General features: G+C 67.3%; 18 protein-coding genes. 9 read left to right on the top strand and 9 right to left on the bottom strand.

Translation table 11 applies throughout. From position 1 onward, the window contains the following. Positions 1–5: 5 nt before the first annotated feature. The 4 genes from AC3A6I_RS12035 to AC3A6I_RS12020 are packed head-to-tail and all read left to right on the top strand — an operon-like array spanning position 6 to position 3,701. Positions 6–1,007 (top strand): ABC transporter permease, encoded by a 1,002-nt coding sequence (locus AC3A6I_RS12035; RefSeq protein WP_487543946.1) that lies wholly within the window; start codon positions 6–8, stop codon positions 1,005–1,007. A 2-nt stretch (positions 1,008–1,009) separates the two neighbouring features. After that, positions 1,010–1,864, top strand: coding sequence for an ABC transporter permease (locus AC3A6I_RS12030; protein WP_487543945.1), 855 nt, complete (start codon positions 1,010–1,012; stop codon positions 1,862–1,864). Continuing rightward, entirely contained in the window at positions 1,864–2,715 is an 852-nt protein-coding gene (locus AC3A6I_RS12025; RefSeq protein WP_487543944.1) for an ABC transporter ATP-binding protein, read from the top strand. Before AC3A6I_RS12030 ends, AC3A6I_RS12025 begins: the two co-directional genes overlap by 1 nt. Continuing rightward, complete coding sequence (locus AC3A6I_RS12020) at positions 2,712–3,701, top strand: ABC transporter ATP-binding protein (RefSeq protein ID WP_487543943.1); 990 nt, start codon at positions 2,712–2,714, stop codon at positions 3,699–3,701. The genes AC3A6I_RS12025 and AC3A6I_RS12020 overlap by 4 nt, the downstream gene beginning before the upstream one ends. Here the strand turns inward: AC3A6I_RS12020 and AC3A6I_RS12015 are convergent. The 4 genes from AC3A6I_RS12015 to AC3A6I_RS12000 are packed head-to-tail and all read right to left on the bottom strand — an operon-like array spanning position 3,698 to position 7,970. After that, a complete protein-coding gene (locus AC3A6I_RS12015) occupies positions 3,698–4,723 on the bottom strand; it encodes an ABC transporter ATP-binding protein (RefSeq protein ID WP_487543942.1) in 1,026 nt (341 codons plus the stop codon). The two genes, AC3A6I_RS12020 and AC3A6I_RS12015, sit on opposite strands and share 4 nt — an antisense overlap. Then, complete coding sequence (locus AC3A6I_RS12010) at positions 4,720–6,297, bottom strand: ABC transporter permease (protein ID WP_487543941.1); 1,578 nt, start codon at positions 6,295–6,297, stop codon at positions 4,720–4,722. Before AC3A6I_RS12010 ends, AC3A6I_RS12015 begins: the two co-directional genes overlap by 4 nt. Before the next feature lies 1 nt (position 6,298). Next, a complete protein-coding gene (locus AC3A6I_RS12005) occupies positions 6,299–7,294 on the bottom strand; it encodes an extracellular solute-binding protein (RefSeq protein WP_487543940.1) in 996 nt (331 codons plus the stop codon). A 13-nt stretch (positions 7,295–7,307) separates the two neighbouring features. Beyond that, positions 7,308–7,970, bottom strand: coding sequence for a Fe2+-dependent dioxygenase (locus AC3A6I_RS12000; RefSeq protein WP_487543939.1), 663 nt, complete (start codon positions 7,968–7,970; stop codon positions 7,308–7,310). Between the two features lie 115 nt (positions 7,971–8,085). Between AC3A6I_RS12000 and AC3A6I_RS11995 the strand changes: the two genes are divergently transcribed. The 4 genes from AC3A6I_RS11995 (at position 8,086) to AC3A6I_RS11980 (ending at position 13,313) form a co-directional block, all read left to right on the top strand. After that, the gene (locus AC3A6I_RS11995; protein WP_487543938.1) at positions 8,086–9,342 is read left to right on the top strand and encodes an imelysin family protein; all 1,257 of its coding nucleotides are present in this window, start codon (positions 8,086–8,088) and stop codon (positions 9,340–9,342) included. A gap of 108 nt (positions 9,343–9,450) precedes the next feature. Then, on the top strand, positions 9,451–10,887 hold the full coding sequence (locus tag AC3A6I_RS11990; protein WP_487543937.1) for a delta-60 repeat domain-containing protein: 1,437 nt from the start codon (positions 9,451–9,453) through the stop codon (positions 10,885–10,887). 239 nt (positions 10,888–11,126) lie between these two features. Then, positions 11,127–12,338 carry a mandelate racemase/muconate lactonizing enzyme family protein gene (locus AC3A6I_RS11985; RefSeq protein WP_487543936.1) on the top strand — a complete coding sequence of 404 codons (1,212 nt, stop codon included), beginning with the start codon at positions 11,127–11,129 and terminating at the stop codon, positions 12,336–12,338. 33 nt (positions 12,339–12,371) lie between these two features. Then, entirely contained in the window at positions 12,372–13,313 is a 942-nt protein-coding gene (locus AC3A6I_RS11980; RefSeq protein ID WP_487543934.1) for a dihydrodipicolinate synthase family protein, read from the top strand. 3 nt (positions 13,314–13,316) lie between these two features. Here the strand turns inward: AC3A6I_RS11980 and AC3A6I_RS11975 are convergent, their stop codons facing one another. Beyond that, entirely contained in the window at positions 13,317–14,033 is a 717-nt protein-coding gene (locus AC3A6I_RS11975; protein ID WP_487543933.1) for a FadR/GntR family transcriptional regulator, read from the bottom strand. A 146-nt stretch (positions 14,034–14,179) separates the two neighbouring features. Between AC3A6I_RS11975 and AC3A6I_RS11970 the strand changes: the two genes are divergently transcribed. Then, entirely contained in the window at positions 14,180–15,148 is a 969-nt protein-coding gene (locus tag AC3A6I_RS11970; RefSeq protein WP_487543932.1) for a D-2-hydroxyacid dehydrogenase, read from the top strand. 130 nt (positions 15,149–15,278) lie between these two features. Here the strand turns inward: AC3A6I_RS11970 and AC3A6I_RS11965 are convergent, their stop codons facing one another. The 4 genes from AC3A6I_RS11965 to AC3A6I_RS11950 are packed head-to-tail and all read right to left on the bottom strand — an operon-like array spanning position 15,279 to position 19,802. Next, complete coding sequence (locus AC3A6I_RS11965) at positions 15,279–16,322, bottom strand: Ldh family oxidoreductase (RefSeq protein ID WP_487543930.1); 1,044 nt, start codon at positions 16,320–16,322, stop codon at positions 15,279–15,281. Then, positions 16,319–17,968, bottom strand: coding sequence for an ABC transporter ATP-binding protein (locus tag AC3A6I_RS11960; protein WP_487543929.1), 1,650 nt, complete (start codon positions 17,966–17,968; stop codon positions 16,319–16,321). Before AC3A6I_RS11960 ends, AC3A6I_RS11965 begins: the two co-directional genes overlap by 4 nt. Continuing rightward, positions 17,965–18,882, bottom strand: a complete 918-nt coding sequence (locus tag AC3A6I_RS11955) for an ABC transporter permease (protein WP_487543928.1) — start codon at positions 18,880–18,882, stop codon at positions 17,965–17,967. Before AC3A6I_RS11955 ends, AC3A6I_RS11960 begins: the two co-directional genes overlap by 4 nt. 2 nt (positions 18,883–18,884) lie before the next feature. After that, positions 18,885–19,802: an ABC transporter permease gene (locus AC3A6I_RS11950; protein ID WP_487543927.1), complete on the bottom strand. Its 918-nt coding sequence runs from the start codon at positions 19,800–19,802 to the stop codon at positions 18,885–18,887. Between the last annotated feature and the right edge of the window lie 56 nt (positions 19,803–19,858).

The following is a 19,858-nucleotide window of genomic DNA, read 5'->3' as shown; positions in this document are numbered from 1 at the left end:
CCCCGATGTATGCAGGTTACGTCGCGCGACGGCTGGGCATCATGCTGCTGGTCGTGTTTCTCGCGGTGTCGATCAACTTCGCGCTGCCGCGGATGATGCCGGGCGACCCGATCCAGGCGCAGCTCAGCCAGCTGCTCGCCTCCGGCGGCGGCTCGGGCGATATCAGCGCCATGGTGGAGGCTTACCAGCAGCGGTTCGGACTCGATCAACCGATCTGGAATCAGTACCTGGCGTACTGGCAGTCGCTGTTCAGCCTCGACCTCGGCTATTCGCTCACCAACTATCCCGAGCGGGTGGACGCTGCCATCGCCAACAGCCTGCCGTGGACGCTGGGATTGCTCGGGTTGGCGACGGCGGTGAGCTTCACGGTCGGCACGCTGCTCGGCGGCTTGATGGGCTGGCCGCGGACGCCGCGCTGGCTGCGCGGGTTCGGGTCGGGCGTCGTGCTGCTCTCGTCCGTGCCGTATTTCCTGATCGGCATGATCCTGCTCTATCTTTTCGCCATCGTGGTCCGGTGGTTTCCGGCGGGCGGCGGCATGCCATTCGGCATCAATGCGGGGTTCAACCTCGAGACCATGCGCGGCGTGATCTGGCACGGGACGTTGCCGGCGCTGTCGATCATCATCGCCGAGATCGGCGCCTGGGCCATCGGCATGCGCGGCATGCTGGTGAGCGTATTAGGCGAGGACTACATCACGCTCGCCGAGGCCAAGGGCAACAAGCCGGGCCGCATCCTCAACCGCTACGGCATGCGCAACGCACTGCTGCCGCAACTGACCAAGCTGGCGCTGACGCTCGGCCACATCGTTTCGGGCGCTATCCTGGTCGAGGTGATCTTCTCCTATCCAGGGCTCGGCTTCCGGCTGTACCAGGCGATCCAGTCCAAGGACTATTTCGTCATCCAGGGCATCGTGCTGCTGCTCTCGGTATCGATCGCCATCGCCATGTTCATCCTCGACCTCATCTATCCGCTGATCGATCCGCGGATCACGGCGAAAGGCCGCTGACCATGCGCCATTTCCTCTCCCTCGCCGGGCTAGAACTGTCGCGCAACCGCACGCTGCTGGCGGGGCTCGTGCTGCTCGGGCTGATCATCATCGTTGCCATCGTCGGACCGCTGCTGGTCGACGTGACGCAGGCGCAGGTCGGCGCCACCATTCCGCGCTCTCCGCCGAGCGCGGAGCACTGGTTCGGCACGGACGGGCAGGGCCGCGACATGCTCACGGTGCTGATCCTCGCCATGCCGCAGACGCTGAAGGTGGGGCTGCTGGCTGGGCTGATCAGCCTGTCGGTCGGGGTGGCGCTGGGACTGATCGCCGGCTTTACCGGCGGTATCGTCGACACGGTGATCCGGCTCGCCTCGGACGTGATGATGACCATTCCGGGCATTGCGATCCTCGTGCTGGTGGCATCGAACGTGCGCGAGATGACGGTGGAGCTGATGGCGGTGATCGTCGCGAGCCTCTCCTGGATGGTCGCGACCCGCACCATCCGCGCGCAGACACTGTCGCTGCGCGAGCGCGGCTATGTGGCGATCGCGCGGCTCAACGGCGCATCGGGGCTGAAGCTGATCTTCGTCGAGGTGCTGCCCAACCTCCTGCCGTTCATCGCGGCGAGCTTCGTCATCACCGTCTCGAACGCGATGCTGGCGACGGTCGGGCTCGAGGCGCTGGGGCTGGGGCCGCAGAACGACCTGACGCTCGGCATGACGATCTACTGGGCGCAGTTCTATGGCGCCATCATCCGCGGCATGTGGTGGTGGTGGGGTCCGCCGATCATCGCCATCACGCTGATCTTCATCGGGCTGATGCTGACATCGGCGGGCATGGATAGTTTTGCCAACAAGCGGCTGGGGTCGAACTGATGGCTGCTCCCGTGCTCGAGGTGAACAACCTCACCATCGAATATCGCACGCCCACCGGCCCGTTTCATGCCGTCAACGACGTAAGCTTCTCACTTGAGCCGGGCGAGCGCTTAGGGCTTGTCGGCGAGTCCGGTTCGGGCAAGTCGACAACGATCCTGGCGCTGATGCGCATGCTGCGCGGCGGGACAGTTACCGGTGGCTCGCTGCGGCTCAACGGGCGCGATCTGCTGGGCGTTTCGGACCGCGATTACCGGGCGTTGCGCTTTGCTGAGATGTCGCTGGTGCCGCAGGGGGCGATGAGTTCGCTCAACCCGGTGCTGCGCATCGGCGAGCAGATCGGCGACATTTTCGACGATCACGGCGTGCGCCATGGCCGGGCCGAGCGGGTGCGGATCATCGGCGAATTGCTGCAGCGCGTCGGGCTGCCTGCGAGCGTGCAGGATCGCTTCCCGCACGAACTGTCGGGCGGCATGAAGCAGCGCGTCTGCATCGCCATGTCGATTGCGTTGAAGCCAAGCCTGATCCTGGCCGACGAGCCGACCAGCGCGCTCGACGTGATGGTGCAGAAGCAGGTGCTGGGGACGCTCGGCAAGGTGCAGCGCGAGCTCGGCGCGGCGATCATACTGATCGGGCACGACATGGCGCTGATGGCGCATTTCGTCACCCGGATCGGCGTGATGTATCGCGGCAAGCTGGTCGAGACGGGACCGGTGCGCGAGGTGTTCGCCAACCCGCAGCATTCCTACACGCGCATGCTGATCGAATCGCTGCCGTCGTTCGAGCGGACCGGCGCCTTCCGCGGCGCGGGGGCGCGGGCCGAAGACTTTCTCAGTTCCGGAGGCGCGTCATGAGCAAGCGGCTCGAAATCGCCGACGTCGATGTCACCTTCTCCTCGGGCTTCGGCGGGCGGGACAAGAAGCATGCGCTCGCGAATCTGTCGCTGACGGTGGGTGGGCCGAGCCCGGCGATCACCGCGGTGGTGGGCGAGAGCGGCAGCGGCAAGACCACGCTGATCCGGCTGCTGCTCGGCTTCCAGGCGCCCACGCGTGGCAGCGTGCTCTATGACGGCAAGCCGATCGTGGGGATGAACACGGCCGAGCAGGCGACCTTCCGGCGCGAAGTGCAGGCGATCTTCCAGGACCCCTTCGACGTGTTCAATCCGTTCTACAAGATCGACCATCCGCTGCTGTCGCCGCTCTCGGCGTTCGGCATCACCCGGTCGCGGGACGAGTCCTATGCGAAGATCGAGAAGGCGCTGCGCAGCGTCGGGCTCGACCCGGCGGCGACGCTGGGACGCTATCCGCACCAGCTGTCGGGCGGGCAGCGGCAGCGGGTGATGATCGCGCGGGCGCTGCTGCTCGATCCGGCAATCATCCTCGCCGACGAGCCGGTGTCGATGGTGGACGCCTCGCTGCGCTCGACCATTCTCGAGATTCTCTACGGTCTTAACCGCGACATGGGCATCTCGCTGATCTATGTCACGCACGACCTGACCACGGCCTACCAGGTGGCCGACACGATCGTGGTGCTGCATGGCGGGCAGGTGATGGAGGTCGGGGCAGCCGAGGAAGTGATCCATCGGCCGCGGCATGCCTACACCAAGGCGCTGATCGAGGCGGTGCCGTCGCCAGACCCAGAGACGCCGTGGAATCTCGACGAGACGGGCGAGGCGCCGGCGCGCTTCGTCGAGCCGGGGCAGAAGCTGGTGCTGGAGCGGGTCGATCCGCTGCGCGCGGTCGCGGTGCCGGCCGGGACGGCGCGGGAGACAACCAGCGTCGCCGAGATTCAGGCGGCGGTGGCGGCAGCGCGCCAGGCGGCGATCGGCTCCGCCGCCTAGCTGAGGGCCCACGCGGCGCCGGTGACTGCGACTGCGACCTTGCCGCCGATATCCGGAAGCTCCTGCTGGGACGTTTCGAACGAAATGGCGTGACCGCCGACATGTGCGATGGCGATGGCGGCTCGGCCGCCGACGCGCTCCAGCGCGCGCAACGTCCATTCGCCGGTACTCGCGGGGACCAGTTGAAGCTGCTCGGGGCGGAGGAGGATGCTTGCCTGGCCGTCGGGTCGTCCTTGTTCGGGCCGTAGCGGGATCGTGCCGAGCAGGCTGTGCGTCTGGCCGGCGCGGATATCCGCGTCGAGGATGATGGTCGGGCCGAGGAAGGCGGCGACGGCTTCGCTCCGAGGCATCAGGTAGACGTCGCGGGGGTGGCCGGCCTGCGCGAGCTTACCGTCCTCGAGCACCACCAGCTGCTGGCTGAACTCCATGGCTTCGTCGCGGTCGTGGGTCACGAGCAGCGAGGCGATGCCAGCCTCTGTGAGGATGTCGGCGGTGGCGCGGCGGAGCTGATCGCGCAGGCCCGTGTCGAGAGCGGAGAAGGGCTCGTCGAGCAGCATCAGCCGGGGGCGGCGGGCGAGAGCGCGGGCGAGGGCGACGCGCTGCTGCTGGCCGCCCGAGAGCTGGTGCGGGGCGCGGCTGGCCGCGCTGCGGGGGAGTTCGACGAGTTCGAGGAGTTTCAGCGCCTGCGCTTCGCTGTCGGCGGCTTCGCGGATGCCGAAGCGAATGTTGTCGACGATGCTGAGATGCGGGAACAGCGCACCTTCCTGCATGACGAGGCCGATATTGCGCTTGTGCGGCGGCACACCGGCTTCGGGGTCGGCGATCCTTTGGCCATCGAGGCTGATCTCGCCGGTATCGGGAATCTCGAAGCCGGCGATGAGGCGGAGCAGGGTAGTCTTGCCCGAGCCGGAGGGGCCGACGACGGCGGTGCGTGAGCCGGCGGCGACGTCGAGACTCATGTCGGCAAGAGCGGCAACGGCGCCGTAGCGCTTGCCGAGGCCGCGGATGGAAAGCATGCTCATCGGGCCTTGGTCGCCTGCCGGTGAAGAATGACGCAGAGCGGGATGGATAGCACAACCATGGCGAGGGCGAAGGGGGCGGCGCCCATGTGGTCGAACTCGCCGGTTCGGGCCCAGAACTGGGTGGCCAGCGTCTCGGTGCCTATGGGCGACAGCATCAGTGTTGCGGTCAGTTCGGTGACGATGCCCATGGCGACGAGCGCCATGCCGGCCGCGATGCCGGGCATGGCGAGGCGCAGGGTGGTGCCGATGGCGGCGACCAATGGTGGGCGGCCGAGCGCGATGGCGGCCTGCTGCAGCTCGGCGGGGACCTGAGCGAGGCTGGCGCGCACCGAGACGATGGCGCGGGGCAGGAAGAGCAGGACGTAGGCGATCAGCATGGTGATCACGGTCTGGTAGAGCGGCAGCGCGACGCGGACGGTGATGGCGACGAGCGCCAGCGCCACGATCACGCCGGGCAGGGCGCCGACATAGAGGTGCACATTCTCGAGCGCGCGCTGCAGCGGGCCGGGGGCGCGGGCGGCCATCCAGGCGATGGGCAGCGAGACCAGCGTGACGAACAGGGCGCCGAGTACGGCGTAGAAGGCGGACTGGCCGAGGGCCGAGCCGAGTTCGCCGAGGTGCCAGGACTCGACGCCGCCGATCCACATCCAGCGGATCAACGTCACCATCGGCAGGCCGACGGCGAGGATGGTGGTAGCGATGGGGAGCAGCATCCACAGCCAGGCCGTGCGGCCGAGCTTTGCCACCGGCGCAGTGCGGGCGGCGCCGCTGCCGACGCGGGCATAACGGCGATCGCCGCGCAGCCAGGCTTCGAGCGCGAGAAGGGCGACGGCGCAGGCCACCAGCACGATGCCCATCAGATTGGCCGCCGGGCCGTCATAGACCGCCTGGAACTGGTTGACGATGGCGACCGTCAGCGTGTCGTAGCGGATGAGGACGTAGAGGCCGTATTCGGCCAACAGGTGGAGCCCGATCAGCAGGCCGCCACCGCACAGGGCCAGCCGGAGCTGCGGCAGCACCACGGTGAAGAACACCCTTGCTGGGGAATGGCCGAGGGTTGCGGCGATATCTTCAACCGCCGGATCAAGCCGGCGCAGCTGCGCCATCACCGGCAGATAGACCAGCGGGAAATAGGCGAGCACCGAGATGCCGACCGCCGGCCCGAGGCCGCGCAGCATGGGAAAGCTGCTGTCCCAGGCATAGGCCATGACGAAGGCCGGCACGGCGAGCGGAGCGACGGCGAGCCAGCGCCAGAGGGCGCGCAGCTGCAGGTCGGTGCGCTCGGTCAGCCAGGCCAAGGCGAGGGCGAGGCCGATGCAGAGCGGGACGGCCAGCAGCTGCAACACCAGCGTCGACAGGAAGACCTCGCCGACGCGCGGGCGAAAAATCATTGGCGCCGCGGTGTCCCAGCCGGCCTGGGCCAGCACCCAGACGACGAACCCGGCCGGGATCAGCGCGATGGCGGCAACCAGCGCCGCCGCCGCGATCACCGCCGGATGGGCGGCGGTGCGGCGGTGGCGGACCAGGCGCTCGGCGCGGGTCGCGACAGCTATGGCGGGCTCGGCGAGGCTCACGTCACATCACGCCGGCGGCCGTCATCAGCTGCACGACTTCCTGCGCGTTGAGCAGCGAGGGGTCGACCTTGGGATAACCAATGGTCGAGAGCGGCGGCAGGATCGGGTTGGCTTCGACGCCGCTGCCGACAGTGTACTCGAAGGCGTGGTCGCGCAGCACGGCCTGGCCCTCGGCGCTGGTGACGAAGGCGAGGAATTGCTGCGCCACTTCGGGATTGTCGGACGACTTGAGCACGCCGCCGCCCGAGATCGAGACGAAGCCGCCCGGATCGTTGGCGCCGAAATAGAGGTCCTTGAGCTTGTTCGAGCTCTCGCCGGTCGCGGCTTTGTCGCCGAAATAGTAGTAATTGTAGATCAGGGCGCCCGCGACTTCGCCCATGTTGGCGCCGCGCATGGCTTCGAAATTGCCGCGATAGACAATGGCGTTCTTCCTGAGGCCGGCGAGCCAGTTGGCGGTCTCGTCGGTGCCCGAAAGCTGCAGCAGGGCCGAGACGATGGCCTGGAAGTCGGCGCCGGCGGGGGCGGCGCCCCAGCGGCCCTCCCATTCGGGCTTGGCGAGGTCGAGCATCGACCTGGGGAGGTCGGCCTCCTTCAGCATCTCAGTATTGTAGACGAAGAGCGTGGTGCGCGCGGCGATGCCGGTCCACATGCCGCTGGTGGGCCGGAATTCTTCGGGCACCTGCGCCAGCGTGTCGGGCGCGACGGGCGAGAACAGGCCGGCCTGCTCGACCATCACCATGGCCGGGGAATTTTCAGTGAGGAAGATGTCGGCCGGGGAGTTGAGGCCTTCCTGCACGATCTGGTTGGCCATCAGGATGTCGGTGCCCTTGCGGATGGCCACCGGGATGCCGGTCTTGGCGGTGAAGGCATCGGCCCAGGCCTGGGTCAGGGCCTGGTGCTGCGAGGTGTAGACGGTGATCCCCGGGTCCTGCGCGTGGGCGGCCGGAATGGCGAGAACCGAGAGGGCGAGGGCGGCGAAGAGACGGCGTGACAGCATCGAAGAGAGTTCCTTAGTCGACCCACATGCGGCGGAGATTGGACGTCGATTTGTTGATCAGGTCGTAGAGCTCGGACTTGCCCTCGCGCTCGAACAGGGCGCGGGCGGTGCGCTCGAGATCGAACAGGATTTCGCGCTCGTCGGCGCGGCGGAACAGGCTCTGCGCCCAGGTGACGGCGACCTCGCGCACGCCACGGGTCACCGGCTCGACGCGGTGCATCACGGTGGTGGGATAGGTTACGGCGGAGCCGGCTGGGAGCTTGTAGGCGGTTTCGCCGCCGGTGGTTTCCATCACCAGTTCGCCGCCGTCATAGCTGTCCGGATCGGCGAGGAAGATCGTCACCGAAATGTCGGCGCGCATGAAATCCGGCCCCATCAACGGGTTGTCCATGTGCGTACCGAACTCCATGCCGGGCTCATAGCGCGCAAACAGCGGCGGCGCGAAGTGCCGCGGCATCACCGCGGCGGAAAAGACCGGGTTATTCTTGAGTGCGGCGATCACTTTTTGTTGAGCCGCCTCCAGAGCCGGGCCGGCGCCGAGCTGCTCGTTGTGCTTCACGAGCCGCGAGGCCCAGCCGGAACTCAGGACCCCGTCGACATAGACACCCGCGGCCACCGTACTGCGCAGCTCGGCAAGGGCGGCGGCATCGAGGACGTCGCTGATGCAGAGGATCATTCCCAGAAACTCCAGGTGGTTCAGGTCCACCGATTAATAGTTGACTGTCACAGTCAGTTTTCCTACGCGTTGCATCGCCGAACGGCAAGCTACTTTGGGTCGCACGGGGGTTGGCGTGGAACGCAAGACGAGAATCTGGATCGGGCTGGGCACAGCGCTGCTGGTCGGCAGCACCAGTGTCGAGCGCATCGCGCTGGCACGGGAAAGCTCGTTCACAGATCCAGCGGCGACAGCCCAGACGGGCGCGCTCGCGCCGACCAGGCGCATCCATGTGGCGCAGGTCGAGGCGGCAGGCGAGGGTGGTCCCAACGAGGGCGGCGGCCCGGTGCTGGGGACGATCACCGAGTTCCGTCTCGCGAGCAACGATGCGAGCGCCTTCGCCTATGACGCCAAGGCTCAGGTGGAAGGCTATGTCGACCTCGTCACCGCGACTTATTCGACGGCGTTCGACGCGGCGACCACGTTGCGTATCGCCATCGGAGCGCTGACCGACGCGCCGTCGGCCGAGACGCTCGAAGGCGCGCGCACGGCGTGGCTTGCGGCGCGTAGCGCCTATCTCGATACCGAGGCGTTCCTGTTCTATGCCGGACCAGTCGACGGCCCGGGTGGACCGTTCCCGCGGCTCAATGGCTGGCCGGTCGATCCGGCGGGCCTCGACGCGCTGATCGCCGACGAGGCGCAGTCGCTGAATTTCCGCGCCATTGCCCGGCTCAATACGATCGAGCCGCCGGTCAAGATCACCACCGGCTTGCATGTGCTCGAGTATCTGCTGTGGGGCGCCGATGGCGGGCTGACCGCCGATGCGTTCACCAACGCGCCGCGGCGTGGGCAGTATGCCGAGGCGTTGGCGCAGTTGCTGGTCAACGACCTGACCGTGGTCAGCGCCGCCTGGGCGGCCGGCGAGAACAACTATCGCGCGTCGGTGGAGCAGATGGACCAGCGCAATGCGCTCGGCCGCGCCTTCAACGGCATGACCGTGCTGCTCGGCTACGAAATCCCGCTGCGCCGCATCGGCGCGGGGCTGTTCCCGGCCAATGAGAATTTCCAGCCGTCGCCGTTCAGCGGCACGTCGGAGGCGGACAACGCCCACTCGTTCGGCGGCGCCAAGGCGGTCTATTTCGAGACCGGGCTCGACAAGCTGGTCGATGCGACCGACGCCGAGCTCGGGGCCAAGATCCGCTCCGAGTTCGAGGCAGCGGAAGCAGCCGTCGCCGCGATGGATGCGCCGTACGAGCGCTTCCTTGCTCCCGCATCGGGCTCGCCCGAGCGCGCCGCTGCCGAGGCGGCGGTGCGGGCGCTCACCGATCTTGCCCGCGATCTTCGCCAGGCCGGTAACCGGCTCGGCATCCTCGTCGTCGTCCCCGGCATGTAGCCGGCCGACCCTTCCCCGCCGCGGGGGTCAGGGCCCGGCGGCATCCAGCGTCAGTCCACGGAGCACGGAGGGTTCGTGCCTCCCGGGACAAAACAGAAGAGCACCCTCATGCTGATCCGTAGCCTCGTTACCCTTGGCGCCGTGCTGATGACCGGCACCGCGCTTGCCCAGGACATCACGTCCGTCGCCGATTTCACCACCGACAAGGCCAATGATTTCCGCGGCCTCGCCTATGGCGCCGATGGCAAGATCTATGTCTCTGGCCATCTCGGCGACCCGTCGGCTGAAACCGACCCGACCACGGTTGTCGTGGTTGGCCGCCTCAACTCCGATGGCACTCCGGACACCACGTTCGGTAACGGCGGCTTTGCCACGGTCGACCTCGGCCCCGGCGTCGAGCAGTCGCTGGCCGTTGCTCCGCTCGCCAATGGCGAAGTCGTCGCGGCGGTGAACGCCAATGAGGAGGATGGCGGTATTTCGGTTTTCCTCGTGAAGTTCGACGCGACCGGCAAGCAGGTCACCGGCGACGCCTGGGGCGGCGAGACCGGGGCGGTGGAAGTGGTGTTCGGCTGGGCCAATGCCGCCAATGACGGCTTCCCGGGTGTCGACAATCCGCCGCAGGACACGGCCTGGGATCTGAAGGTCGACAACAGCTCGGGCACCGAAAAGCTGGTCGTCGCCGGCCATGGCTCGGCCGTTGAAGGCTCGGGCCGCACCGATGCGGACCGGTTCGTGACGCGCCTGCTCGCAGCGGATGGCTCGGTCGATCCGGCGTTCAACGGCGGCAAGCCCTATACCTACCACTCGGCGCAGGCCTTCAACGAAGGCGGCCGTCGCGTCACGGTGGGCGCCGACGGCTCGATCATGAGCGCGGGCTACACCAATCTCGGCGACTCGCTGCGCAACCACGTGATCCTGATCCACCTCAATGCTGACGGCACGCTCGACGACGGCTTCGGCGGGTTCGTGACGCCCGAGTCGTCGGCGACCGCAGTTGGCCTTACCGCCACGCCGGGTGTGGCCGTGTTCAACCCATTCGTCGGCGATGGCGGCTTTGCCGAGTGCTACGCTGCCGTGCAGCTCTCGGATGGCAGCTGGGTGACCACCGGTTACGGTGGCGCGACCGGTGAGGGCGTTGCTTCGACGCTCGGCTTCAAGACCACCGAGGCGCCCGACATCGTTTCGTTCAAGGTGAAGGGCACCGCGCTCGACACCAGTTACGGCGGCGCCGGCCAGGTGGCCGTGCAGTCGGAAGGCCTCGGGCTCACCACTGCCGAAGATCGCGGCCGTCTGCTCGTCGCACTGCCGGGCGATCGCACCCTGCATGTCGGCTATTTTGGCGGCATCCCGTCGGCGGTCGTGCTCGACGCTTCGGGCAAGCTCGACACGACGGTCAGCGAGGACGGCATCATCGCCCTGCCGAACGACACTGTGGGGGCGCAGTTCTTCGGTGCTGCCGTGTCGCCGGATGGCAAGAATGTTGCGCTCTCGACCAACAACAACAAGGCCGGCGCCCGCGTCGTGGTGCTCGAGCTGCAGAGCTGATTGCTCGCATAGGGCAGGCTAAAGAAGGGCGGCTCTCGGGCCGCCCTTCTTGTTTTGCGTGCTCACGCCGAGTGAAGGCGGTCGGATGTTAGATCGACGGCGCGAGATGTAATTTTTGTGTACTGATTGAGCGGGCTATCGGCTTCAAAAAGAGATTATTGTTGACAACAACTTTGCCCTACGCGATGACCGGTGAGGGAGGGGTAGCCTCTCCGTGAGCATCGTGAGGGAGCGCCGCCGTGAAGATCACCGAGATCAAGACTTACCTGATGCAGGTGGGCGCGCGCCCGAGCAGCCCGACTGACAAGAACGGGCTTGCGGTGCTGGAGGGCGATTTCGCCGGTTCGCGCAACTGGCTGTTCGTCAAAATCTTCACCGACGAGGGCATCTATGGCGTCGGCGAATGCTCGGGCTGGCCCAAGGTCATCGAGACGGCGGTCAAGGACCTGTCGCATGTGCTGGTCGGCGAGGACCCCGGCAATATCGACCGGCTGTGGCAGAAGATGCTGACCAGCCTGATGGGGCACGGCATGACCGGCACGGTCGGCGGCGGCGCCATGACCGGCATCGAGATGGCGATGTGGGACATCAAGGGCAAGGCGCTCGGCCAGCCGGTGTGGAACCTGCTTGGCGGCTGCTTCCGTGATCGCATCAAGGTCTATGGCCATGCGCGCACCAAGGCGCGCGCCGATGAGCTGCTGGGGCTTGGCTACTCGGCGATGAAGCTGCCGCTGGCCGGCAAGGACGATATCGACCGGGTCTACATGATCCGCGAGCATGTAGGGCCGGATGTCGACCTGATGCTCGACGCGCACGGCCCGTCGTGGATGACAGCGCAGGACGCGATCGCCTTCGGGCGCGCGCTCGAGGACGCGGACCTCTTGTTCTACGAAGATCCGGTGGCGCCGGAGAACCTCGATGCGCTGGCGCGGGTGCGCGATGCGGTGGATATTCCGCTGGCGGCCGGCGAGCGCGTTTCGGCCATCTGGGGCATCCTGCCCTATATCGAGCGCGACCTGGTCGATGTGATCCAGCCCGATACCGGGCGGGCCGGCGGCATCACGCAGATGCGCAAGATGGCCGCGATGGCCGAGACCCACTTCATGACCATGGCGCCGCACTCGGGTTCGCTCGGGCCGGTGGCTGAATACGCGGCGCTGCACGTGATGGCGACCATTCCCAACGCGCTGATGCTGGAGCGGCTCGAGTTCGACTGGCCGGGCCGCGACACCGTGATCACGCCGGCGCCCAAGGTGGTCGATGGCCACATCGCGCTGCCGACGGCGCCGGGGCTGGGCGTCGACATCGTCGAGGACGAGATCGTGAAATATCCCAGCCGCGTCAACGTGCGGAACGACGAAGGCGTCTACGAGCCGGGCACGCATGGCGAGTCCGTCTATTTCCAGACCCGCTTGCGACGGGCGTCCACGCTCCGCCGCACCCGTTCCTAACTCGCCACCCAGCCTCGACGAGGAGATATTTTGATGCGCACGCCAAAGGTTACGCCCGAGACCCTGTCCGAGTCCGTCATCGCCGTGCCGCCGCTGGCGCGCCGGGCCGACTATGCGCTCGACAAGGAGGAGAACCGGAAGATCCTGGCGCATCTGGCCAAGGGCGGGGTGACCACGGCGCTCTACGGCGGCAATGCCAACCTCTACAACCTGGCGCTGAGCGAGTACGGCCCGTTGCTCGACATGCTCGAGGAGGTCGCGCCGAAAGAGAGCTGGATCATCCCGTCGATCGGGCCGGATTTCGGCAAGGCGCTGGACCAGGCGGGGATGCTGCGGGACCGGGCGTTCCCGACCGCAATGGCACTGCCGCTTAGCTTTCCGGCCGACAGTGCCGGCGTCGCGACGGGCCTGCGGCTGATCGCCGAGCGGTATGGCAGGCCGATCACTGCCTATGTGAAGGCCGACAACTATATCACGCCCGCCGACCTTGCGCGGGTGGTGGCCGATGGCGCGGTGTGCGCGATCAAGTATGCGCTGGTGCGCGACAACCCGGATGACGACCGCTTCCTCGACGAGCTGGTGCAGCGGGTGGACACCAAGTTCATCGTCTCGGGCATCGGCGAGCGGCCGGCGATCAGCCACCTGACGAAGTTCAAGCTGACCGGCTTCACTTCCGGCTCGGTGTGCATAGCGCCGGCCCTGTCGGCGGCGCTGCTGAAGGCGCTGAAGGCTGGGGATGGCAAGCGGGCGGCCGAGCTGCGGGCAAAGTTCCTGCCGCTCGAGGACCTGCGCGACGGTTACTCGCCGCTGCGCGTGCTGCATGCGGCAGTGGACGCCGCGGGCGTCGCGAAGACCGGGCCGCTGCTGCCGTTCCTCAGCAATCTCACGGACAAGGGGCTGCTCGACCGGATCGGACAGGCTTCGCGCGAGCTGCTGGCGCTCAACCAGCAGGCGCTGAAGGAGCTGGCGGCCTGAGGGTCAGGGCTGGCGGGTGACGTCGGTGAGACGGCGGCGGGCCTGACTGAGATGGAAGCGCATATAGAGGGCAGCGGCATCGGCATCGCCCATCTCGATCGCCTCGACGATCTGGCGGTGCTCCTGCACGACGGCGGCACGCCTTGCCTCCGAGCCGAGCGCGGTGAGGCCGAGCGAAACGTTCATCAGGCCTTCGACCTCGGCCGTCAGGTCCTCGAGCTGGCGAACGAACAGCTCGTTGCCGGTGGCGGACGCTACGGCGAGATGGAAGGCGATATCAAGATGCTGGGCCGGCTCGCCGGCTTCGACGGCGGTGCTGAAGGCCTTCATGGCGCTGCGGATGCGGAGCAGATCCTCCTCGGTCCGGCGCCGGGCCGCAAAGCTCGCCGACTCCGCTTCGAGCGCCATGCGGACCTCGAAAGTGCGCAGATAGGCGGCGAAGTCGGGGGCCTCGACGAACCGCGAGACGTCCGGCGAGGGGGCGCGCGCGAGGTAGGTGCCCGAGCCGCGCCGAGATTCGACGAGCCCGTCGGCCTGCAGCCGCATCAGGGCCTCACGCACCACCGGCCGCGAGGCGCCGAAGGCGCTGCACAGCGCGTTCTCGGTGGGAAGCTTCTGGCCGACAACGAGCGCGCCCTGCATGATCTGCTCGAGCAGCTGCCCGTAGAGGATATCGGCAAGCCGCCGCTTCGGCACCGGCTGGATGTTGATGTTCTTCATCGGTTTCCCGCTACCTGTCAGCGCGATCACTACAAGGTGGCAATAACGTTGACAACTTACTTGGCTGTCAGCGGTGCGCGCCCCAGGGTCGTGTCCCGCTGCAGGAATTCCCGCCGCTTGTCCTGATCACTTCCGGAGCCCACGCCATGCATGTTCTCGTCGTTCAGCCGCAGCTTGACAAGGTCGTCACCGACGCCGAGGGGCGCGGGGCCTGGCGCAGGAAGCTTGAGGAGGCCTCGCCCGACGATACGTTCGAGTATCTGGCGACCGACGCGGAACTGCCGGAGCGGATTGCAGACGCCGATGTAGTGGCCGGGTACGTCGCGCCGGAGGCGCTGGCGCAGGCCTCGCCGCGGCTGAAATGGGTGCACTCGTGGGCGGCCGGGCCGGACAAGCAGCTCTATCCGGCGTTCAAGGACAGCGACATCATCCTCACTTGCTGCAAGGGAAATGGCGCGGTGCCGCTCGCCGAGCACGCCATCATGCTCATGCTGATGCTGCAGCGCGATGCGGTGCGCTGGCTCGACGAGCAACGGCAGAAGGTGTGGCGGCACCGGCCGCACGAGGAGCTGGCCGGCAAGACCTGCGCCATCATTGGCACCGGCTATTCCGGCGTCGACCTGGCGCTCAAGGCCAAGGCCTTCCACATGGAGGTCATCGGCATGCGCCGCAGTGGTGAGCCGGCCGAGCATTTCGACCGGATGTATCGGCGCGAGCAGCTGTATGAGTTTCTGGGCGCGGCGGATTTTGTGGTGGTCACGGCGCCGCGCACGCCAGAGACGCTGGGCATGCTCGGGGCGGCCGAGTTCGCGGCGATGAAGCCGAGCGCCTACTATGTGTGCTTCTCGCGGGGCGGCATTGCTGACGACGCGGCGCTGCTTGAGGCGATCGTATCCGGCAGGATCGCCGGGGCGGGGCTCGATGCGCATGGCGAGGAGCCGCTGCCGCCGGAGAGCCCGTTCTGGGACGCGCCCAACACGATCATCACGCCGCATAATGGCGCGACCACGCCGGGCACGCACAAGCGCGGGCTCGAGATGCTGATCGAGAACCTGCGGCGCTACCGGACCGGCGACCCCATGGTCAACGAGGTGGAGAAGTCGGCGGGGTACTGAGCCCCGCCGCTTGGTGCCTCAGGCACGGAGTCATTCCCGCGCAAGCGGGAATCCTTGTTTGCGGAGCGTCCGGTCAACGGAGATCCCCGCTTTCGCGGGGATGACGCCGTGGGCGTGGTAGGGCCGGAACTCAGAGTGGGTGCAGCGTGAACGGCACGCCGGTCGAGGTGCCGGTGTCCTTGAGCTGTTGCAGCAGCACCGGCGGAATCGGCACGCCCGATTTGCGGCGCCTGGCTTCGGACTCCGCGGCGCGTTCACCGGGGTAACGGCCATCGCCGGTTGCTGCCGCGTCCTCGTAGACGCCGAGCCAGGTGTCGACATCGGCGCCGAAAGCGTCGTCGACGAGGGCCGGATTGATCAGCATCAGGAAGCCACCCATGCTGGCGGTGCCGTCGCGGGTGCCCGAGTTCACCGAGGCGGTGTTGCCCTGCAGGCTGTTGACCAGCGTCTGCACCAGCATGGCAAGGCCCATGCCCTTGTAGCCGCCGGTCGGCAGCACGGCGCCGGCCCAGGCGGCGTCGGCGTCAGTGGTGGGTGAGCCGTCCGGCGCGAGCGCCCAGCCCTCGGGCACCGGTGTGCCTTCGCGGATGGCCTGGCGCAGGTAGCCGCGGGCGACGACGCTGGCGGCCATGTCGAATACCAGCGCGGGCCGGCCGGGCAGGGGGACAGCGAAGGCGAGCGGGTTGTTGCCGATGGCGCGCTTGGTCCAGCCGGGCAGGGCCATCCAGGGTTGCGTGGCCTGCGCCATGAAGGCGACGAGACCGGCTTCCGCGGCGGGCAGCACATAGCTGCCGAGCGCCGCGAGATGGCCGCAGCGATGGATCAGGCAGGTAACGGTGGCCTGCGTGCGGGCCTGCTCGATGGCGGCCTGCACGGCGGCGACGCCGATGAACTGGCCGAGGCCGCGATCGCCCTCGTAGTGCATCATGCCGTTGCGCAGTTCGGCGCCGTGCCTCGGCGTCGGGTTGATGCTCCCGTCGCGCAGCGAGTCCGCGTAGTTGGGCAGGCGCGAGATGCCGTGCGTGTCGACACCGCGCAGGCTGGTGCGCACCAGCACATCGGCGGCGATGCGGGCTTCGGCCTCGGGCATGCGGCAGGCGGCGAGAACCTTGGCGGCCCAATCCTGTAGCGGATCGGCGGCAAAGTGCTGCTCGTTGGGGAGGGGCGCGTTCACAGGCTGGGCTCGCTTTCCTTGTGGTCTTCCTGGTCGTCCTCCCACTTGGGGCGCGGGGTCGCGTTGACCAGGCGCTGCGTGTAGGGGTGCTGCGGGTTGTTGAACACGGCGTGGGTCTGGCCCTGCTCGACTATGTCGCCGTTCTTCATCACCAGCACGCGATTGGCGAAATGCTTCACCACGTGCAGGTCGTGCGAGATGAAGATGTAGGACAGGCCGAGCCGGTCGCGCAGGTCGGCCAGCAACGCGATCACCTGTGCCTGGATCGACAGATCGAGCGCCGAGACCGCCTCGTCGCAGATGATGAGCTCGGGCTCGCAGGCGAGCGCCCGGGCGATGGCGATGCGCTGGCGCTGGCCGCCGGAGAACTCATGCGGGTAGCGGTCGGCATGCTCGGGGGCGAGGCCGACGAGGCCAAGCAGTTCGGCGACGCGCTCGTCCCAGCGCTCGCGCGGCTGGATGTCCCGGTGCACGGTCCACGGCTCAGAGATGATGCGGCGGACGGTGAGGCCGGGGTTGAGCGACGAGTAGGGGTCCTGGAACACCATTTGCAGGTTGCGGCGCAACCGGCGCTGGTCCTTGCCGTCCATCTCGAGCAGGTTCTTGCCGCGATAGTAGATGCTGCCGCTGGTGGTTGAATCGAGCAGCATGAGCAGGCGTGCCAGCGTCGATTTGCCCGAGCCGGATTCGCCGACGATGGCGAGGGTTTCGCCGCGCGCCACGGTGAAACTGGCGTCGTTCACGGCATGGATAACGCCAGGGCTGACGAAGCCGCGCGGGACGAAATAGTCCTTGAACAGGTGCTCGACGCGCAGCAGCTCGTCGGCACCACGCGCCGCCTCCTTGGTGCTGGCGACGCCATCTGGGCGGGCATCGAGCAGCTTCCTGGTGTAGGGGTGCTCGGGCGCATCGAAGACCCGGCGGGTCGGGCCGGTTTCCACGATGCGGCCGCCCTGCATCACCGCGACGCGGTCGCCCATGTTGGCGGCGACCGACAGGTCGTGGGTGATGAGCATCACCGCCATGCCCATCTCGCTCGTCGTTTCTTGCAGCAGCGCGAGGATTTCGCGCTGCACGGTGACGTCGAGCGAAGTGGTCGGCTCGTCCGCGATCAAGAGGTCGGGCTTGAGGATCATCGCCATGGCGATCATCACGCGCTGGCGCTGGCCGCCCGAGAACTGGTGCGGATACTGGTGAGCGCGCCGCTCGGGTTCGGGAATGCCGACCCGCCGCAGCAGGTCCACGGCGCGTTGCCAGGCCTCGCCCTTGGGCGCGGCGCCGTGGACGATCATCGCCTCGGCGACCTGGCGGCCGATGGTATAGAGCGGGTGGAGGTGGGCCAGCGGATCCTGGAAGATGATGCTGATCCTGCGGCCGTTGACCTTCTCGCGCTCGGCTTCCGAAAGCTTGAGCAGGTCCTTGCCGTTGAACAGAATCTCGCCACTGGTGATCTCGGCGGGCGGGCGATCCAGCAGGTCCATGATCGCGGCCGCGGTGACGCTTTTTCCCGAGCCGCTTTCACCGAGGACGACGAGCGTCTCTCCGCGGTCGATGTGGAAGCTGACATCATGCAGCACCTCGATCGGCGCTTTCTCGGTGAGGAAGCGGACGTTGAGGTTTCTGACCTCGAGCAGGTGCTGGCTCATCGGCGGTTGCTCCGGGCGATGGAGAGCCGCCAGCGCTGCTGAGGGTCGGTGACGGTACGCAGCCAGCTGGCCAGCAGGTTGAGCGACAGCGTCGTCGCCATGATCATCAGGCCGGGGAAGAAGGACAGCCACCAGGCCGTCTGCAGGTACTGGCGGCCGGCGGCCACCATGGCCCCCCACGAGAATTCCGGAGGCTGGATGCCGAGGCCGAGGAAGCTGAGTCCGGACTCCGCGAGGATGACCGAGGCGAAGTTGACCGCCGCCACCGTGGTGAGCGTAGGCGCAACCAGCGGGAGGATGTGCCGTATGACTATGGCGAAGGTGCCGACGCCGAGCGTGCGGGCGGCGCTGACGAACATGCGCTCGCGGATTTCCAACGTTTCGGCGCGCGCGGTGCGGATGTAGAGCGGCATGGCGCCGAGCGCGAGAATGGCGACGACGTTCAACAGGCTCGGGCCGATGATGTAGAGCACGATCAGCGCCAGCAGCAGGTTGGGGAAGCTGATGACGATGTCGGTCAGCCGCATGATGATGGTGTTGACCCAGCCGCCGACATAACCGGCGACGATGCCGATAAGTCCGCCCAGCGTCATCGCCGCAAGCACGGCGCCGGCGGCGATCGAGAGGCTGGTCTGCGCACCGACGATGAGGCGCGCGATCATGCTGCGGCCCAGGCTGTCGGCGCCCAGGATGTAGATGAAGCCCTGGTCGAGCGAGAAGGGCGCCAGGTTACGCTTGCGCAGGCTCATCTCGGTCGCCGCGTCCCACAGGAAGAACGGGCCGAAGATGGCGAGGAGGACGAGGATGGCGATGAAGATCGCCGATACGGTGGCGAACGGATCGCGCAGGAGCATCCGGAAGAGCGTGATGGATTTCTCGCGCCGCGGACGCGCAGGTGCTGTGAGAGTGCTCATGGTCACCGGGTGTAGCGGATGCGCGGATCGACGAGCCCGTAGAGGATGTCGATCGCGATGTTGAGGATGAAGATGGCGATGGCGATGACCAGCACAGCCGATTGCACCACGGCGAAATCGCGCTGCAGGATGGCATCGATCAGGGTCTTGCCCATGCCGTTGAGGCCGAACACGGTCTCGGCGATGATCGAGCCGTTGATCATGCCCACGGCCATGTCCCCGGCGACGGTGATGATCGGCAGCCACGAGCTGCGCAGGGCATGGCCGAGCATGGCGCGGCGGCCGAGGCCCTTGGCCTTGGCGGTCTTCACATAGGGCGATGACAAGACGCTGATCATGGTGCCGCGCACCACCTGGGTGAGCAGGCCCGTGGGCCTCAGCGCGACGACGATCACCGGCATGACCCAGTATTCCGGACCGCCGATGCCGGAGGTGGGCAGCCAGCCGAGCGCGACGGCGAAGAGCAGGATGCCGACGATGGCGATCCAGAAGTCGGGGGCGCTGGCGCCGGCCAGCGAAAGCGTGGTGGCGAGGCGATCGAACAGGCCGCCCGGCCGGCTGGCGGCGAGGGTGCCGACGACTACGGCGACCACGACAGTGATGGTCAGCGCCAGTGTTGAGAGCAGGAGCGTCGTCGGCACGGCCTCGAACACGGCGACCATGGCGGAGCGCTGCTGGCGCATCGAGATGCCGAAATCGAAATGCAACAGGCCTTCGACGTAGCGGAAGAACTGCATGTAGATGGGATCGGAATAGCCCATCTGGACGGCGTAGGCGGCACGCTGCTCGGCCGAGGCTTCCTCGGGCAGATAGAGCGCGGCCGGGTCGCCGGTCAGTCGCGTCAGCACGAACACCGCGATCAGCAGGCCCACCAGGGCGATGAGCGAGTGCAGTGCACGGCGCAGGATAAACTGGAGCATGATGCTTCCCTCCGGCCTTCGTCAGAAGAAACGGCACGCGGGGGACGGGCCGTCCG

The sequence above is a fragment of the Devosia sp. Soil_C_22 genome, assembly GCF_057657195.1.
This window is presented reverse-complemented; position numbering and strand designations above follow the sequence as displayed.

Coding starts and splice junctions, on each gene's coding strand:
- AC3A6I_RS12035 (WP_487543946.1), top strand. CDS start 6: ATGTATGCAGGTTACGTCGCGCGACGGCTGGGCATCATGCTGCTGGTC.
- AC3A6I_RS12030 (WP_487543945.1), top strand. CDS start 1,010: ATGCGCCATTTCCTCTCCCTCGCCGGGCTAGAACTGTCGCGCAACCGC.
- AC3A6I_RS12025 (WP_487543944.1), top strand. CDS start 1,864: ATGGCTGCTCCCGTGCTCGAGGTGAACAACCTCACCATCGAATATCGC.
- AC3A6I_RS12020 (WP_487543943.1), top strand. CDS start 2,712: ATGAGCAAGCGGCTCGAAATCGCCGACGTCGATGTCACCTTCTCCTCG.
- AC3A6I_RS12015 (WP_487543942.1), bottom strand. CDS start 4,723: ATGAGCATGCTTTCCATCCGCGGCCTCGGCAAGCGCTACGGCGCCGTT.
- AC3A6I_RS12005 (WP_487543940.1), bottom strand. CDS start 7,294: ATGCTGTCACGCCGTCTCTTCGCCGCCCTCGCCCTCTCGGTTCTCGCC.
- AC3A6I_RS12000 (WP_487543939.1), bottom strand. CDS start 7,970: ATGATCCTCTGCATCAGCGACGTCCTCGATGCCGCCGCCCTTGCCGAG.
- AC3A6I_RS11990 (WP_487543937.1), top strand. CDS start 9,451: ATGCTGATCCGTAGCCTCGTTACCCTTGGCGCCGTGCTGATGACCGGC.
- AC3A6I_RS11980 (WP_487543934.1), top strand. CDS start 12,372: ATGCGCACGCCAAAGGTTACGCCCGAGACCCTGTCCGAGTCCGTCATC.
- AC3A6I_RS11975 (WP_487543933.1), bottom strand. CDS start 14,033: ATGAAGAACATCAACATCCAGCCGGTGCCGAAGCGGCGGCTTGCCGAT.
- AC3A6I_RS11970 (WP_487543932.1), top strand. CDS start 14,180: ATGCATGTTCTCGTCGTTCAGCCGCAGCTTGACAAGGTCGTCACCGAC.
- AC3A6I_RS11960 (WP_487543929.1), bottom strand. CDS start 17,968: ATGAGCCAGCACCTGCTCGAGGTCAGAAACCTCAACGTCCGCTTCCTC.
- AC3A6I_RS11955 (WP_487543928.1), bottom strand. CDS start 18,882: ATGAGCACTCTCACAGCACCTGCGCGTCCGCGGCGCGAGAAATCCATC.
- AC3A6I_RS11950 (WP_487543927.1), bottom strand. CDS start 19,802: ATGCTCCAGTTTATCCTGCGCCGTGCACTGCACTCGCTCATCGCCCTG.